Genomic DNA, 16,586 nt, shown 5'->3' with positions numbered 1-16,586 from the left:
GCGAAAAAGCCCGCTGCTCTTAGGAGTTGCGGGCTTTTTATTGAGATCGGGAGCGTCGCGATGCCTTTGCGCAAACGAAGTCGCTCCCACAGAAAACCGATAACCTCTTTAGGCACGCCGTTACCTGAAAGGCTGGGCAAAATGTCTAGTCCTGAAATAGGTTTACACCTATCTCAGTCTTAAAACGCTCGGTGCACTGCATCGGGCGTTTTGTATTTTAGGGCCAGATGCGGGCGCTCAGCGTTGTAGATCCGTACCGATTCATTCACCATTTTTACGGCTTCTTCCAAATTCTTCGGACGGTGTAGCAGGAATTCAGTCTTTAAAATCCCGTTTACTCGTCCGGCCAGAGCGTTTTGATAGCAGTCATAGCCATCTGTCATCGAGCAGGTGATCCCGTATTTGATATGCGTGCGCTGATACAGATTAGAGCAGTACTGGGCGCCGCGGTCAGAATGATGAACCAGCGCCTGTGTGGTTTTTCGCTCTTCAATTGCGTTCTTGAATGCCTTGATCACTGATTCCGTATGCAGGCTCTCATGCACGTGATGACCCACTATCTTGCGTGAGTAAGCGTCTGTTATCAGGCTCAAATACGCCACGCCTTCTTGCGTGGGCAAGTACGTTATATCTGCAACCCAAACTTGCTCAGGGCCGCTGGCGACGATCTGATCAGGACCTGCCTTGAGCAGGTTGGGATGGCGACGGAAGCGGTGATGGCTGTGTGTCGTCTTGTGATAAGCGCGTTTGGGGAGCACAAGTTCTCTAGCGTCACGCAAGATGTTAAACAAGCGGTCTCGCCCCACCTGCAGCGCTGCTTCTGCTTCGGTATGCAGTAAATAGTGCAGCTTGCGCGTACCGAGCCTTGGCTGGCGGCGGCGTTTTTCCAAAACGAAATCCACTACTTTTTGGTCACTATTAACACGCGCATCATACGTTCGGTTGCGCTTGTAATACGCCTGACGCGAAATGCCCATGAACAGGCAAGCCCTGGCGATGCTCAGGTCTTGGATTTGCCCTTGCGAGAGGACTTGCCGGGTCGCTTTTTTACGATAGAGACGCCGTAGTCGTTTTTCAAAACATTCACGACGGCTTCGAAAAACTGCGCCTTTTGATTACTCAGTACGAGTTGTTCTTCAAGTTCTTTGATCCGCTGCTCGGGTGTCAGCGGTAGGTTTGGCTCGGTCATGGGCTTGACCCTCAGCACGCGAATAGACGCGCCTTGGCTCCAATCCTGCCGACCATGCTTACGTAACCAAACCAACACCGTCGACCGGCCTTGGATGCCATAGCGCCGTTGAGCATCTTTATAACTCAACTCGCCTTTTTCGACTTGGTCAACAACCGACAATTTAAAAGCCAGTGTGTAATCGCGCTGACTGCGCCTTTTCCCTGAATCCATTACGTCCTCCTGAGGATAGGTCAGAAGGTGTAAACCTTATTCAGGACGGGACAAAAGTTAAAAAGAAGGCCGCTCAAAGAGCGGCCTTCTTTTGTCGCTGGATCAGACGTTAGTAACGTTTGATCTTGGCTTGGCTTTCCAATTGTGCACGGTAAGCAGCAAAATCTTGCTGACCCGCGCGCGAAGCGAGGAAGCGGCGGTACTGAACCTTTTCTTCATCTGTCGGCGCTGCGGCTTGATTGACACCGTTAAGGCGCAAGATCACGAAGCTACCGTCAGCAGTTTTAAGGCTTTTGTAGACCGGCTTACCTTTACCTTCTGGCTTAGGCATACGGAAAAGCGCTTGCAGCACCGCAGGATCAACACCTTCCTGACTGCGGCTCACGGCCTCAAGCACTTTCCAGCTTTGGCCATCCTGCTTTACCGCAAACGGTACCTTGCCGTCGCGCAGGCCGGCCAACAAGGCTTCGCCTTTGACCTTGACTGCATCGCTGGCGTGATTCTTCATCAACTGCGTACGAATGCTGCCAGCAACGCTCTCCAACGGCAACTGCTCTGGCTGGCGGTGCTCCCTGACCCGCACCACTACAGCCGTTTCCGGATCAAGCTCAAGAGCGGCACTGTTGGAGCCATCCTCAAGCACTTCCCGACTAAACGCAGCCTGGATCACCGCGCGGTTAGCTGTAATACCTTCGCCGCCTTCACGACCGAACGGCGCAGCAGTTTGCACTTTCAACCCCAGCTCTTGGGCTGGCTGCGTCAGATCCGACGCCTCGAACGCCGAATCTTCAAGCTTTTTGGTTGCATCAACATAACGCTGCTCAACCTGCTGCGATTTCAGCTCATGGGTCAGCTTGCTTTTCAAACTGGCGAAACTCGGAACAGACGGGGCTTCAACACCCAACAGCTTGATCAAGTGCCAGCCGAAACTGCTGCGCACCGGAGCAGACACCTGGTCTTTCTTCAGGTCATACAATGCTTTTTCAAACGCGGGATCGTAAACACCCTCACCTGCGTAACCCAAGTCCCCGCCTTTACTGGATGAACCGAAATCCTGTGAGAACTCTTTGGCCAACGCCGCAAAATCTTCACCTTTTACCAAGCGCTTTTGAATCTCTTCTATCTTGGCCTTGGCTTGGGCATCGGTCATCTTGTCGTTCACTTCGATCAGAATATGCGCAGCACGGCGCTGCTCGGCGAGGTTGCCGATTTCTTTCTGATACGCTGCCTGCAAATCGGCGTCCTTGACTTCAACCTGATCAAAGAAGGCGGACTTCTTCAATTCAATGAAATCCAGCACGACCTGCTCTGGGCTCATGAACTCTTTGGCGTGCTCATCGTAGTGCGCTTTGACTTCAGCATCGGTCACTTTTGCCGCCGCCATATCAGGAGCAAACGTCAACGTGGCGAGATCACGTGTCTGCTTTTCCAGACGGGCGAACGCGTCAACCTGGGCGTTGGTTACGAAACTGCTGCCCGCCATACCGGCGCGCACCTGACCAATCAACATTTCCTGAGCCATCATCTGGCGGAACTGCAAACGGCTAAAGCCTAACTGGCGGATAACCTGATCGAAGCGGTCAGGATTAAATTTGCCGTCCACCTGAAACTCAGGTGTCTGCAAAATCTGTTGATCCAGCGCTGCTTCGGAGAAACCGAATTTGGAATCGGCGGCGCTTTCAAGCAACAGCTTGCGATCAACCAAGCCTTTAAGGGCCGAGTCGTGCAACATTTTTTCGTCCAGAAGTGCAGGATCGAAATCCTTGCCCAGCTGTTGCGCGAGCTGTCGACGCTGTATCTCAACCGCCTGGCTCAGCTCGCTTTGAGTGATCTCTTCGCCATTGACCTTGGCAGCATCCTGACTGGTGCTCGTAGCCCGAAAAAGCGCATCGAAGCCGGTCAATGCCATGAGCGCCACGATGACGCCAATGATTGTCTTGGCAATCCAGCCTTGGGAGTTATCCCTGATATTCTGCAGCATGCGTCCCCCAGAAACGGTTGTACTGAATTAAACCAACCGCGGAGCGTGGGTAGAATCCGGAAAGAAGAAAGGCGCATCCGAGGATGCGCCTTCTCGTAACTGGCGGAGCGGTCGAGGCTCGAATCCGCGACCTCCGTGGGCAAACACGGCACTTGAGCCGGTTGACCTGCCGCTCCGCTGCCAGACAGAAATGTTTCTGACTGGATAGGCAGAAGCTTGAAAGGAACTTAGTTAACAGCTTCTTTCAGCGCTTTGCCGGCTTTGAAACCTGGCTTTTTAGCCGCTGCAATTTCTAGCGTCTTACCGGTTTGAGGGTTGCGACCGATACGAGCAGGACGGTCAGTTACGGAGAACGTACCGAAACCTACCAGTACAACGGAGTCGCCAGCCTTAAGAGCGCCAGTGACGGATTCGATTACTGCGTCCAGCGCACGGCCAGCAGCAGCTTTCGGGATATCAGCAGATGCAGCGATAGCATCAATCAGTTCCGACTTGTTCACTCTAAGTCCCCTTATATCTATTTTGAGTACGTTTCTAAGTTTTTGGTATTAAGCAAAACGAGTGCTGAATGCCTGCAGACTCTTTTAGAGCCGCTTTATAACAAGGGCTCTAAAAAGGTGTCAAGGAAGGCCGTGCAGACTAATGCGTGCTAATTCTGCCCTTAGCGTCAGACTCACGCTTTTCATCCTTGGCTACCAGTTCAGGAGCCACATCTGGCAAGGGCTGTGGCGCGTATTGCAGCGCAATTTGCAGGACCTCGTCAATCCATTTAACCGGTTTAATCTGCAAGTCCCGTTTGATATTGTCCGGAATCTCCTTCAAATCCCGTACGTTCTCCTCAGGGATAATCACTGTTTTGATCCCGCCTCGGTGAGCCGCTAGCAGCTTTTCCTTCAAACCGCCGATGGCTAAAACCTGCCCCCGCAGGGTAATTTCACCCGTCATTGCCACGTCAGCACGCACGGGTATCTGTGTAAGAGCTGAAACAAGTGCCGTGCACATGCCTACGCCTGCGCTAGGACCGTCTTTAGGGGTCGCCCCTTCCGGCATGTGGATATGAGTGTCGCGCTTCTCATGGAAGTCCAGAGGGATTCCCAAACTTTTGGCTCGACTGCGCACAACCGTCAGCGCAGCCGTGATGGATTCAACCATAACGTCACCCAGTGAACCGGTCTTTATGAGTTGTCCTTTACCTGGAACAACGGCTGCTTCAATGGTCAGCAATTCGCCCCCCACTTGAGTCCAAGCCAGGCCGGTTACCTGACCGATTTGGTCCTGAACTTCAGCCAAACCGTATCGGAATTTGCGAACGCCAAGGAAATCCTCGAGCATTTCAGCGGTTACCCGAATCGAGAAACGTTTTTCTAGCGCATGTTCTTTAACGGCCTTGCGGCAAATTTTCGCTATTTGCCGCTCCAGACTCCGCACCCCAGCCTCGCGAGTGTAATAACGCACGATGTCACGGATAGCTTCTTCGTCAAACTCGATTTCGCCTTTCTTCAGGCCATTAGCCTGAATCTGTTTAGGCGATAAATATTTGACCGCAATGTTAATTTTTTCATCTTCAGTGTAGCCAGGCAGGCGGATGACCTCCATCCGGTCCAACAAGGCTGCAGGTATATTCATCGAGTTCGCCGTGCACAGGAACATCACATCGGAAAGGTCGTAATCGACTTCCAGATAATGGTCGTTGAAGGCGTGGTTCTGCTCTGGGTCAAGCACTTCAAGCAATGCCGAAGCGGGATCGCCACGCATGTCACTGCCCATTTTGTCGATTTCATCAAGCAAGAACAGCGGGTTGCGAACGCCCACCTTTGTCATCTTCTGTATCAACCTTCCTGGCATCGAACCGATATACGTCCGGCGGTGACCACGGATCTCAGCTTCATCACGCACACCACCCAACGCCATTCGTACGAATTTACGATTAGTTGCATGGGCAATCGACTCCGCTAGGGAAGTTTTACCTACACCAGGGGGACCCACCAGACAAAGCACCGGGCCACGGATCTTCTTCACGCGCTTTTGAACAGCGAGGTATTCGAGGATGCGTTCTTTGACTTCATCCAGACCGTAGTGGTCGGCATCAAGAATATCCTCCGCGCGGGCCAAGTCCAAACGCACCTTGCTCTGCGCCTTCCACGGCACTTGCACCAGCCAATCGATGTAAGAACGAACCACCGTGGCTTCAGCGGACATCGGCGACATCTGCTTGAGCTTGTTCAGCTCAGCCAGGGCTTTGGTCAGGGCATCCTTGGGCAAACCGGCCGCATCGATGCGCTTTTTAAGATCTTCGATTTCATTATGACTTTCATCACTGTCGCCCAATTCTTTCTGAATAGCCTTCATCTGCTCATTCAGGTAATACTCCCGCTGGCTGCGTTCCATCTGCTTTTTGACGCGGCCACGTATGCGTTTCTCAACCTGCAGCAGATCTATCTCAGCGTCCAGTAACGCCAACACGTGCTCGACACGCTCAGAAAGATCAACGATCTCCAAAATTTCCTGTTTCTGTTCGATTTTCAACGCCATGTGCGCGGACATGGTGTCTACCAGGCGACCTGGTTCATCAATACTGTTAAGCGAAGACAGAACTTCAGCGGGCACTTTTTTGCCCAACTGCACGTATTGTTCGAACTGAGCCAGCAGGCTACGCACAAACACTTCGGACTCGCGATCGGGTGCATCCACCTCTTCGATCAGCGCTACTTCAGCGCGGCAATGACCGTCAACCTCGATGAAGCGCTCGACGGTTCCACGCTGCTCACCTTCAACCAGCACCTTGACGGTGCCGTCAGGCAGTTTGAGCAACTGCAATACCGTTGCAACAGTGCCGACGCTATAAAGCGCCTCTTCACCTGGATCGTCATCTGCGGGATTTCTCTGAGCAAGCAAGAGAATTTGCTTGTCACCGGTCATCGCGGCCTCAAGGGCTTCGATAGACTTCTCACGTCCCACAAACAGCGGGATAACCATATGCGGATAAACCACAACATCACGCAATGGCAAGAGAGGCAATTCGATGGTTGTCTTCATGATTTCGCCTCTACGGCGGCCACAAGGCCGCGGACAGATAGAATTAAGCTTGAAACCAAGATGGGGGTAGATTCCCAAAAAAACAAGCGTTGAAGCAGATAAAGAAAAAGGGGCCCCGAAGGCCCCCTTTTCATTACATATTACTACTTACGCGTCCGGAGCAACCTTGGCAGGCGGCTCGCTGTTTTCATAGATCAACAGCGGCTTGGACGTGCCCTCGATGACGCTCTCGTCGATCACTACCTTGCTCACTTCGGATTGCGAAGGGATCTCGTACATAGTGTCGAGCAGAACGCCCTCAAGAATGGAGCGCAGTCCACGAGCGCCAGTCTTACGCTCAAGCGCACGCTTGGCGATAGACTTCAATGCATCTGCACGGAACTCAAGGTCTACGCCTTCCATTTCGAACAATTTTGCATACTGTTTGGTCAGCGCGTTTTTCGGTTCGGTGAGAATCTGCATCAAAGCAGCCTCATCCAATTCGTCCAACGTAGCCAGAACCGGCAGACGGCCCACAAATTCCGGGATCAGGCCGAACTTGACCAAATCGTCTGGCTCGACCTCACGCAGCGATTCACCAACCTTTTTGCCTTCTTCCTTGCTGCGAACTTCAGCGTTGAAGCCGATGCCGCCACGAGTGGAACGGCTTTGAATAACCTTTTCGAGGCCCGAGAAAGCACCGCCGCAGATGAACAAAATGTTACGCGTATCCACTTGCAAGAATTCCTGCTGTGGATGCTTGCGTCCCCCTTGAGGAGGAACAGAAGCTACGGTGCCTTCGATCAGCTTTAGCAAAGCTTGTTGCACGCCTTCACCAGAAACATCGCGAGTAATCGAAGGGTTGTCAGATTTGCGCGAAATCTTATCGATTTCATCGATATAGACAATACCCATTTGGGCTTTTTCTACATCGTAGTCACATTTCTGCAACAGCTTCTGAATGATGTTTTCTACGTCCTCACCCACATAACCGGCTTCGGTCAGGGTGGTGGCGTCAGCGATTGTGAACGGGACGTTGAGCAAACGGGCCAATGTTTCGGCCAGCAACGTCTTGCCGGAACCCGTAGGGCCGATCAGCAGGATGTTACTTTTACCCAGCTCAACATCATCATTTTTTTTGTCACGTTGGTTGAGGCGTTTGTAGTGGTTATACACCGCTACGGCCAAAACTTTTTTTGCACGCTCTTGACCAATCACATACTGATCAAGGATGCCGCTGATTTCTTTTGGCGATGGCAATTTGTGCGCACTGCTTTCAGCCTGAGCTTCTTGCACCTCCTCGCGGATGATGTCATTGCACAGGTCGACGCATTCGTCACAGATAAAAACCGAGGGGCCGGCAATCAATTTGCGCACTTCATGCTGGCTTTTGCCACAGAAGGAGCAATAGAGCAGTTTGCCGTTGTCCTCGCCGTTGCGAGTGTCAGTCATTCGATCGATCCAATCCGGTAGGCTTGCAACACAAGATGAAGGCTATTGCGGGCTTTTTCAAGTCCGCAGGTGGTAAGAAATGCCAACCACCCACGATTGGGCGGCTTACTTAGCCATTTGACGCTGAGTGAGTACCTGATCGATCAGACCATATTCAGCAGCGCGTTCGGCGCTCATGAAGTTGTCGCGATTGGTATCTTGCTCGATCGTCTCAATCGATTGCCCGGTATGGTGAGCCAGAATTTCATTCAGGCGAGCCCGGATGGACAGGATTTCCTTGGCATGAATGTCGATATCCGACGCTTGACCTTGGAAACCGCCCAACGGCTGGTGAATCATCATTCGCGAATTCGGCAGGCAATAACGCTTTTTAGCGGCGCCGCCAGCCAACAGCAAGGCACCCATGCTGCAAGCCTGACCGATGCAAATAGTCGACACATCCGGCTTGATGAACTGCATGGTGTCGTAAATCGACATGCCCGCAGTCACCGAACCGCCTGGTGAATTGATGTAAAGATGGATGTCCTTGTCCGGATTTTCGGCTTCAAGGAACAGCAGCTGCGCCGCAATCAGGTTGGCCATGTAGTCTTCTACTGGACCAACTAGAAAGATCACCCGCTCTTTAAGGAGTCGCGAGTAGATGTCATAGGCGCGTTCGCCACGGGCGGACTGCTCGATAACCATCGGGACCAAGCCGCCAGCGGCCTGAATGTCAGAGTTCTGCTGAATATAAGAATTGCGGGACATGTCCTGCATTCACTCCCAAATAGTCATTTCTTGAATACACATAAGCCAGCACGAAGGCTGGCTTATGGGTGTTTTCGAACGAGAAAACGATCAGTCGGCTTGTGGAGCTTCAACCGGCTTGACAGCTTCTTCGTAAGAGACCGATTTGTCGGTCACGCTAGCTTTCTGCAAAACAGTATCTACAACTTGTTCTTCCAGCACAACAGAACGAACCTCGTTCAGTTGCTCATCGTTCTTGTAATACCAGGACACAACCTGCTCAGGCTCTTGGTAAGCCGATGCCATTTCCTGAATCATGCTACGAACGCGAGCGTCGTCAGGCTTGAGGTCAAACTGCTTGACCACTTCAGCAACAATTAGGCCCAGCTCCACGCGGCGCTTGGCTTGCTCGGTGAACAGCTCTGCAGGCAGCTGGTCCGGTTTGATGTTGCCACCGAACTGCTGAACAGCCTGTACTCGCAGACGGTTGACTTCGTTGTCGAGCAACGCTTTAGGCACTTCAATCGGATTGGAGGCTAGCAGACCGTCCATCACCTGGTTCTTGATCTTGGATTTAATCGCCTGACGCAGCTCACGCTCCATGTTCTTACGAACTTCAGTGCGGAAACCTTCAACGCCTGTTTCCTTGATGCCGAACTGATTGAAAAACTCTTCGTTCAGCTCAGGCAATTTAGGCTCAGAGACGGTATTGACGGTCACGGTGAACTCGACTGCTTTGTTAGCCAGGTCAAGATTCTGATAGTTTTCCGGGAAGGTCAGGTTCAAAACGCGCTCTTCGCCCGTTTTAGCACCGACCAGGGCTTCTTCGAAACCCGGAATCATACGACCGGAACCCAGTACTAACTGGGTGCCGGTAGCCGAACCACCAGCGAATACTTCACCGTCAACCTTGCCCGCGAAATCGATATTCAATTGATCGTCATTCTGAGCAACGCGCTCGGCGGCTTCATAACGAACATTCTGCTTGCGCAGAATTTCCAGCATTTTATCCAGATCGGAGTCAGCCACGTCCGCACTCAGACGCTCGACAGCGATGGACTCAAAACCTGCAACCGTGAATTCCGGGAATATTTCAAAGGTAGCGATGTATTCCAGGTCCTTACCTTTTTCGAAGGTTTTTGGCTCTACAGACGGAGCGCCAGCCGGGTTCAGCTTCTGCTCAACCACCGCTTCGTAAAAAGTTGCCTGAATCAGCTCGCTCAAGGCTTCTTGACGGGCGCCGTCTTCATAACGCTGACGGATAACGCTCATAGGCACTTTACCCGGACGGAAGCCTGGAATCTTGGCACTACGGGCCGCTTGTTGCAGACGCTTGTTGACTTCAGTCTCGATGCGTTCAGCAGGCACGCCAATGGTCATACGGCGTTCAAGAGCGGAAGTATTTTCAACAGAAACTTGCATGGATATTCCTCGTTGCACAAACGTTAGCCGGCCGTTTCCGACCCCAGAATCAAGGGCATGCATTCTAGAGGGTCAAACTCAAGAAGTCACCCTACTGAAAAAGGGCAAATAAAAGGCTTGGAGTCCAACCGGCGCGAGGGATCGACGACGATCCTTGTGAACAGCTAAAGCCGGTGCGCAGGCGAAGTGTCTGGCGCAGCCCTGCCCTGTAAAAGGAAGCAGAAAACGCCGATTTACAACCGCCAACCTCCAGCCAAAACCGCCTATCAAAAACACGCCTGACGGCGAATAAAATCAGCTAGAGCCAATGCCTACAAATCTAAAACCCAATATGTTGAAACAAAAAAAGCCGCACTAGGCGGCTTCTTTTTACTTTGCGAATACATCATTCGCAAAGTTATATTTGGTGCGGACGGAGAGACTCGAACTCTCACACCTTGCGGCGCTGGAACCTAAATCCAGTGTGTCTACCAATTCCACCACATCCGCGCTTCAAACTATTGGAGCGAAGACGCCAGATGTTTAGGTCTGGCACCTTTTCTAATATGGGGTGGACGAAGGGGATCGAACCCTCGACAACGGGAGTCACAATCCCGTGCTCTACCAACTGAGCTACGCCCACCATATAACGTGTGACCGGTACCGCATACAGCTTACTTGTGCCAAAGTTGCCTTAATGGCGCACCCGGCAGGACTCGAACCTGCGACCATCCGCTTAGAAGGCGGATGCTCTATCCAACTGAGCTACGGGCGCTTATTTAATCTGCATCTTTTACTGACTACAAATTAAGAGCTTCAGTCACGCTAAGCTAACCAACCACTCTGCCTGACTTTCTTGACCAGTGCTAGGCTGTGCCCGACAAGTGCGACGGATCTTATAGACGGCCCTGATAGGCGTCAACTGTTTTTCGAAAAAAATTCAGCTAGATAAAGGAGTTAGCAGAATATCCAAACCAAGCGCCTTTGCCCTTGCGTCATGACATGCGAGAATGCGCGCTCTTTTTCAATCCCTTCCGACGGTTAATCACGCGTAATGACTGCAAAACTAATAGACGGTAAAGCGATCGCAGCCAATCTGCGCCAGCAGATCGCCAAACGTGTCGCCGAGCGTCACCAGCAGGGCCTGCGTACGCCAGGGCTGGCTGTGATTCTGGTGGGCAACGATCCCGCCTCTCAGGTTTATGTCTCGCACAAGCGCAAAGACTGCGAAGAGGTTGGTTTTCTCTCGCAAGCCTATGATCTGCCCACATATACCACCCAGGACGAGCTAACCAATCTGATTGATCGTCTCAACGACGACGACAACATTGATGGCGTGCTCTTGCAGCTACCCCTGCCTGAACACCTTGATGCGTCAAAACTGCTAGAGCGCATTCGCCCGGACAAAGACGTTGATGGTTTCCATCCGTATAACGTCGGGCGTTTGGCACAGCGCATTCCCCTGCTCCGCCCTTGTACGCCCAAAGGCATCATTATCCTGCTAGAGAGCACCGGTGTTGACCTCTATGGGCTGGACGCCGTGGTGGTAGGCGCTTCGAACATCGTTGGGCGCCCCATGGCGATGGAGCTATTACTAGCGGGTTGCACCGTCACTGTTACCCATCGCTTCACCCGGGATTTGGCGGGCCATGTAGGCCGCGCAGACCTAGTGGTGGTTGCCGCTGGAAAACCGGGCCTGGTCAAGGGCGAGTGGATCAAGAAAGGCGCAATCGTTATTGACGTCGGTATAAACCGTCAGGAAGACGGCAAGCTGGTGGGCGACGTGGTGTACGAAACTGCGCTGCCCCGAGCAGGATGGATAACTCCTGTTCCAGGCGGCGTCGGCCCCATGACTCGTGCCTGCTTACTGGAAAACACCTTGTACGCAGCGGAAACGCTGCACATCTGAGCCGTATCCCCTCAGTGAGAACGAATTATCTGCGCACACTGCGCCGCCCTGATGGACAGCATCAGGGCGTAAATGATTTCGATCTCACAGGTAATGCCGTGCGCAGCTTGTGCGCACTGCATCAGTCAGCCAAACGCCAGGTCGTCCCGCCCTTTCCGTCTTCCAGCATCACGCCCATGGCGGTGAGTTGGTCGCGGATGCGATCGGAGGCAGCCCAGTCTTTGCCAGCGCGAGCTGCCAGTCGGGCCTGAATCAGCGCTTCAACTTCGGCCGCGTCCACACGGCCTTCAGCACCGGCACGCAAAAAATCATCGGCCTCAAGCTGCAAGACACCCAACACACTGGCCAACTCTTTCAAACGTGCTGCTAAACCAGCTGCGGCGTTTATATCGGTGTCACGCAGGCGGTTGATCTCGCGCACCATCTCGAACAGCACCGCGCAGGCTTCTGGAGTTCCAAAGTCGTCATTCATGGCAGCAGAGAAGCGTTCAACAAACGCTTCACCGCCGGCCGGAGCCATCGCAGGCAAACCTTTGAGCGCGTGATAAAACCGTTCCAGTGCACCTTTGGACTCTTTCAGGCTGTCTTCGGAGTAGTTGATCGAGCTGCGGTAATGGCTGGACACCAACAGGTAGCGCACCACTTCCGGCTGATACTTCTCCAGCACGTCGCGAATGGTGAAGAAGTTGTTCAACGACTTGGACATCTTCTCGCCGTTGATGCGAATCATGCCGCAGTGCATCCAGGTATTGGCGTACGGCTTATCCGTAGCAGCCTCGCTCTGGGCGATTTCGTTTTCGTGATGCGGAAACTCAAGGTCGTTGCCGCCACCATGAATATCGAAGGTCTCGCCCAGGCAGCAGGTCGACATCACCGAGCACTCAATATGCCAGCCCGGACGCCCGGCGCCCCACGGCGACTCCCAACTTGGCTCGCCTGGTTTGACGCCTTTCCAGAGAACGAAGTCCAGCGGATCTTCTTTCGACTCATCCACTTCGATCCGCGCGCCAATGCGCAGGTCTTCGATCTTCTTGCGTGATAGCTTGCCGTAACCGACGAATTTGCCGACGCGGTAATACACGTCGCCGTTACCCGGCGCATAGGCGTAGCCCTTGTCGATCAGGGTCTGAATCATGGCGTGCATGCCGGGGATATGATTGGTGGCACGCGGCTCCAGATCAGGCGGCAAGATGTTCAGCCGCGCCTCATCCTCGTGCATCGCTGCAATCATGCGTGCGGTAAGGGCCTCGAACGACTCGCCGTTGTCCCGTGCACGGTTGATGATCTTGTCGTCTATGTCCGTGACGTTGCGTACATACGTCAGGTCATAGCCGCTAAACCGCAGCCAGCGAGTGACCAAGTCGAACGCCACCATGCTACGACCGTGCCCAATGTGGCAGAAGTCGTAAACGGTCATGCCGCATACGTACATCCGCACCTTGTTGCCGTCCAGCGGGGTGAAAACTTCTTTGCTCTTGCTGAGCGTGTTGTAAATCGAAAGCACGATAAATCCCTAACCCGGTTTGCTGATACCTGTGGGGGCTGGCAAGCCTGCCCCCACCACAAGTGCCGTGGCTTAACTCCACGAATCTCGTAGAGTTACCGTACGGTTGAAGACCGGTTGGCCAGGTTTCGAGTCTTTGATGTCCGCGCAGAAATAACCTTCGCGTTCAAACTGGAAACGGTCTTCCGGCTGCGCTTGAGCCAATGACGGTTCAGCACGACAACCCGTCAGGACTTGCAGGGAATCAGGGTTGATGTTGTCCAGGAAGCTGGCGCTGTCTTCGGCTTTTTCCGGATTTGGCGAACGGAACAGGCGATCGTACAAACGCACTTCACATTCAACGCTGGCGGCTGCAGGCACCCAATGCACAACGCCTTTGACCTTGCGCCCTTCAGGGTTTTTGCCCAGTGTTTGCGGGTCATAAGAGCAACGCAGTTCGACAATGTTGCCGTCAGCGTCTTTGATCGCTTCGTCGGCGCGGATCACGTAGCTGCCACGCAGACGCACTTCGCCATTTGGTTCCAGGCGTTTGTAGCCTTTTGGTGGCTCTTCCATGAAGTCATCACGGTCGATGTAAATTTCACGGGCAAACGGCAGTTCACGCACGCCCATGTCTTCTTTAGGGTGACGGGCCAATTGAAGATTCTCGACCTGACCTTCCGGATAATTGGTGATCACGACTTTCAGCGGACGCAGCACGCACATGGCACGTGGTGCACTGTGATCGAGGTCGTCACGGATACTGAATTCCAGCATGCCGAAATCCACCACGCCGTCGGAACGGTTGGTGCCGATCATTTCGCAGAAGTTGCGAATCGACGCGGGGGTGTAACCGCGACGACGAAACCCCGACAAAGTCGACATCCGCGGGTCATCCCAACCGAACACGTGCTTCTCATCGACCAACTGCCTGAGCTTGCGCTTGCTGGTGATGGTGTAGTTCAGGTTCAGGCGCGAGAACTCATACTGACGCGGCTTACTCGGCACCGGAAGATTGTCGAGGAACCAGTCGTAGAGTGGGCGATGGCTTTCGAATTCCAGGGTGCAGATCGAGTGGGTGATGCCTTCGATGGCGTCCGACTGCCCGTGGGTGAAGTCGTAGATCGGGTAAATGCACCACTTGTCGCCGGTCTGGTGGTGATGTGCGTGACGAATGCGATACAGGATCGGGTCGCGCAGGTTCATGTTCGGCGAGGCCATGTCGATCTTGGCCCGCAGCACACGAGCGCCGTCAATGAACTCGCCGGCCTTCATGCGGGCGAACAGGTCCAGGTTTTCCTCAATACTGCGCTCACGGAAGGGGCTGTTCTTGCCCGGTTCGGTCAAGGTGCCACGGTATTCGCGCGCTTGCTCGGGGGTCAGGTCATCGACGTAGGCTTTGCCAGACTTGATCAGCTCGACGGCCCAATCGTGCAATTGGTCGAAATACTGTGAGGCATAGCGCACGGCGCCGGACCATTGAAAACCCAGCCACTTAACGTCACTTTCGATAGCGTCGATGTACTCCTGATCTTCCTTGGCCGGATTGGTGTCATCGAAGCGCAGGTGCGTTTCACCGCCAAACTCTTGGGCCAGACCAAAGTTCACACAAATCGCTTTGGCGTGGCCGATATGCAAATAGCCGTTAGGCTCAGGCGGAAAGCGCGTCACGATCTTGGTGTGCTTGCCCGAATCCAAGTCCGCCTGCACGATAGGGCGCAGAAAATTGGTCGGAACGGCGGGGCCTGCCTTGGAAGTCGCAGCGGAGTCAGTGGGCTTGCTCATAGGATCCTTGGGCGTACAAGTGCGCGACCTGGGTAGGCCGACTAAATCAAAGCGCTTATCATAGCCGAAGCTGTCAAGGTGTTGCGACCAGCGCGCCTCTTCCAAAAATTCAAAACGAGCGATTTTTCAATGTCCAAAGTCAAATTGAGCACCAACCACGGCGACATCGTCTTGGAACTGAACGCCGAAAAGGCGCCAGAAACTGTTGCCAACTTTGTGCAGTACGTTAAAGAAGGCTATTACAGCAATACCGTTTTCCATCGGGTCATCAGCAATTTCATGATCCAGGGCGGTGGTTTTGAGCCCGGCATGGCGCAAAAAAAAACCCGCGCCACCATCAAGAACGAAGCCAGCAACGGTCTTTCGAACGACAAGTACACGGTCGCCATGGCACGTACCATGGAGCCGCATTCGGCCTCCTCACAGTTTTTTATTAACGTGGGTGATAACCAATTCCTAAACCACACGGCGCCGACCGCTCAAGGTTGGGGATACACCGTGTTTGGTCATGTGGTCGAAGGAACCGACGTGGTGGACAAGATCAAAGGCGTCGCCACCACGATGAAAGCCGGTCATCAAGACGTACCGACTGAAGACGTGATCATCACTAACGCCGAGATCGTTGAGTGATCTTGCTGATTTCTGATTTGCACCTGGAAGAACAACGCCCGGACATTACCCGGGCGCTTGTTGATCTGCTTGAAGGGCGAGCGAAGGCAGCCGACGCGCTGTACATCCTCGGCGACTTCTTCGAAGCGTGGATCGGCGACGACGCGATGTCGCCTTTTCAGGTGTCGATTTGCCAAGCCCTGCGCCAACTCAGCGACAGCGGCACTAACATTTTCCTGATGCACGGTAATCGCGACTTCATGCTCGGGCGCGCCTTCTGCAAAGCAGCGGGATGCACGTTATTGAGCGATCCCAGCGTGGTGCAGTTCAACGGCGAACCGGTGCTGTTAATGCACGGTGACAGCCTGTGTACCCGAGACGAAGCGTACATGCGCATGCGCCGTTACTTGCGCAACCCACTGACGCTGTTTGTACTCCGTCACTTGCCGCTCAGCACCCGCCATAAGCTCGCGCGCAAACTGCGCAGTGAGAGCCAGACACAAACCCGAATGAAAGCTAATGACATCGTCGACGTTACACCGGAAGAAGTGCCACGCATCATGGCGCAATACGGCGTACACACGCTCATCCACGGCCATACCCACCGCCCCGCCATCCACAAACTGCACGTCGGTGATGAACCGGCCACGCGCATTGTGTTAGGGGATTGGGATCGTCAGGGCTGGGCATTGCAGGTGGATGAACAGGGTTTTCAGTTAGCGGCGTTTGATTTTGTGCCGGATCACCCAATTCCTCTGTAGAGCCAACTTGTTGGGGAGGCGATTTATTGAGACATCCCCTCAGGCCTCTCGCCAACCAATTG

General features: G+C 53.5%; 12 protein-coding genes and 3 tRNA genes. 3 read left to right on the top strand and 12 right to left on the bottom strand.

All coding sequences use genetic code 11. The features are described from left to right. Positions 1–179 precede the first annotated feature (179 nt). The 10 genes from RGW60_RS02600 to RGW60_RS02555 form a co-directional block, all read right to left on the bottom strand. A protein-coding gene (locus tag RGW60_RS02600; protein WP_322201862.1) for an IS3 family transposase occupies positions 180–1,402 on the bottom strand; the annotation gives its coding sequence in 2 pieces (ribosomal slippage) (positions 180–1,051 and positions 1,051–1,402; 1,224 coding nt in all). Positions 1,403–1,511: 109 nt separating this feature from the next. After that, a complete protein-coding gene (locus tag RGW60_RS02595) occupies positions 1,512–3,383 on the bottom strand; it encodes a SurA N-terminal domain-containing protein (protein WP_322201860.1) in 1,872 nt (623 codons plus the stop codon). Between the two features lie 227 nt (positions 3,384–3,610). Next, positions 3,611–3,883: an HU family DNA-binding protein gene (locus RGW60_RS02590; protein ID WP_002552737.1), complete on the bottom strand. Its 273-nt coding sequence runs from the start codon at positions 3,881–3,883 to the stop codon at positions 3,611–3,613. Positions 3,884–4,022: 139 nt separating this feature from the next. Then, entirely contained in the window at positions 4,023–6,419 is a 2,397-nt protein-coding gene (gene lon / locus RGW60_RS02585) for an endopeptidase La (protein ID WP_322201857.1), read from the bottom strand. Between the two features lie 147 nt (positions 6,420–6,566). Continuing rightward, a complete protein-coding gene (clpX, locus tag RGW60_RS02580) occupies positions 6,567–7,850 on the bottom strand; it encodes an ATP-dependent Clp protease ATP-binding subunit ClpX (protein WP_322201855.1) in 1,284 nt (427 codons plus the stop codon). Positions 7,851–7,955: 105 nt separating this feature from the next. Beyond that, positions 7,956–8,597 (bottom strand): ATP-dependent Clp endopeptidase proteolytic subunit ClpP, encoded by a 642-nt coding sequence (clpP, locus tag RGW60_RS02575; protein ID WP_297835915.1) that lies wholly within the window; start codon positions 8,595–8,597, stop codon positions 7,956–7,958. Between the two features lie 90 nt (positions 8,598–8,687). Then, positions 8,688–9,998 carry a trigger factor gene (tig, locus tag RGW60_RS02570; protein WP_322201853.1) on the bottom strand — a complete coding sequence of 437 codons (1,311 nt, stop codon included), beginning with the start codon at positions 9,996–9,998 and terminating at the stop codon, positions 8,688–8,690. Positions 9,999–10,402: 404 nt separating this feature from the next. Then, positions 10,403–10,487: transfer RNA gene (locus tag RGW60_RS02565), tRNA-Leu, on the bottom strand. A 57-nt stretch (positions 10,488–10,544) separates the two neighbouring features. Next, a tRNA-His gene (locus RGW60_RS02560) sits at positions 10,545–10,620 on the bottom strand. A gap of 55 nt (positions 10,621–10,675) precedes the next feature. Next, positions 10,676–10,752, bottom strand: a tRNA-Arg gene (locus RGW60_RS02555). A gap of 279 nt (positions 10,753–11,031) precedes the next feature. On the opposite strand from RGW60_RS02555, the gene folD reads away from it, so the two are divergent. Continuing rightward, positions 11,032–11,886 (top strand): bifunctional methylenetetrahydrofolate dehydrogenase/methenyltetrahydrofolate cyclohydrolase FolD, encoded by an 855-nt coding sequence (folD, locus tag RGW60_RS02550; RefSeq protein ID WP_322201852.1) that lies wholly within the window; start codon positions 11,032–11,034, stop codon positions 11,884–11,886. Between the two features lie 121 nt (positions 11,887–12,007). Here the strand turns inward: folD and cysS are convergent, their stop codons facing one another. Together cysS and RGW60_RS02540 are read right to left on the bottom strand one after the other, a co-directional pair. Then, positions 12,008–13,390 carry a cysteine--tRNA ligase gene (gene cysS, locus RGW60_RS02545; RefSeq protein ID WP_322201850.1) on the bottom strand — a complete coding sequence of 461 codons (1,383 nt, stop codon included), beginning with the start codon at positions 13,388–13,390 and terminating at the stop codon, positions 12,008–12,010. 72 nt (positions 13,391–13,462) lie between these two features. Next, positions 13,463–15,154 (bottom strand): glutamine--tRNA ligase/YqeY domain fusion protein, encoded by a 1,692-nt coding sequence (locus RGW60_RS02540; protein ID WP_322201848.1) that lies wholly within the window; start codon positions 15,152–15,154, stop codon positions 13,463–13,465. A 129-nt stretch (positions 15,155–15,283) separates the two neighbouring features. Here RGW60_RS02540 and RGW60_RS02535 point away from each other — a divergent pair, with 129 nt between their 5' ends. Together RGW60_RS02535 and lpxH are read left to right on the top strand one after the other, a co-directional pair. After that, positions 15,284–15,784: a peptidylprolyl isomerase gene (locus RGW60_RS02535; RefSeq protein ID WP_322201846.1), complete on the top strand. Its 501-nt coding sequence runs from the start codon at positions 15,284–15,286 to the stop codon at positions 15,782–15,784. Further along, on the top strand, positions 15,781–16,524 hold the full coding sequence (gene lpxH, locus RGW60_RS02530) for a UDP-2,3-diacylglucosamine diphosphatase (protein ID WP_322201844.1): 744 nt from the start codon (positions 15,781–15,783) through the stop codon (positions 16,522–16,524). Before RGW60_RS02535 ends, lpxH begins: the two co-directional genes overlap by 4 nt. Positions 16,525–16,586: the final 62 nt, after the last annotated feature.

The organism is Pseudomonas sp. AB6 (assembly GCF_034314105.1).
GTDB lineage: Bacteria > Pseudomonadota > Gammaproteobacteria > Pseudomonadales > Pseudomonadaceae > Aquipseudomonas.
Note: the sequence above shows the minus strand (reverse complement) of the source record. Positions and strands in the feature narration are given on the sequence as shown.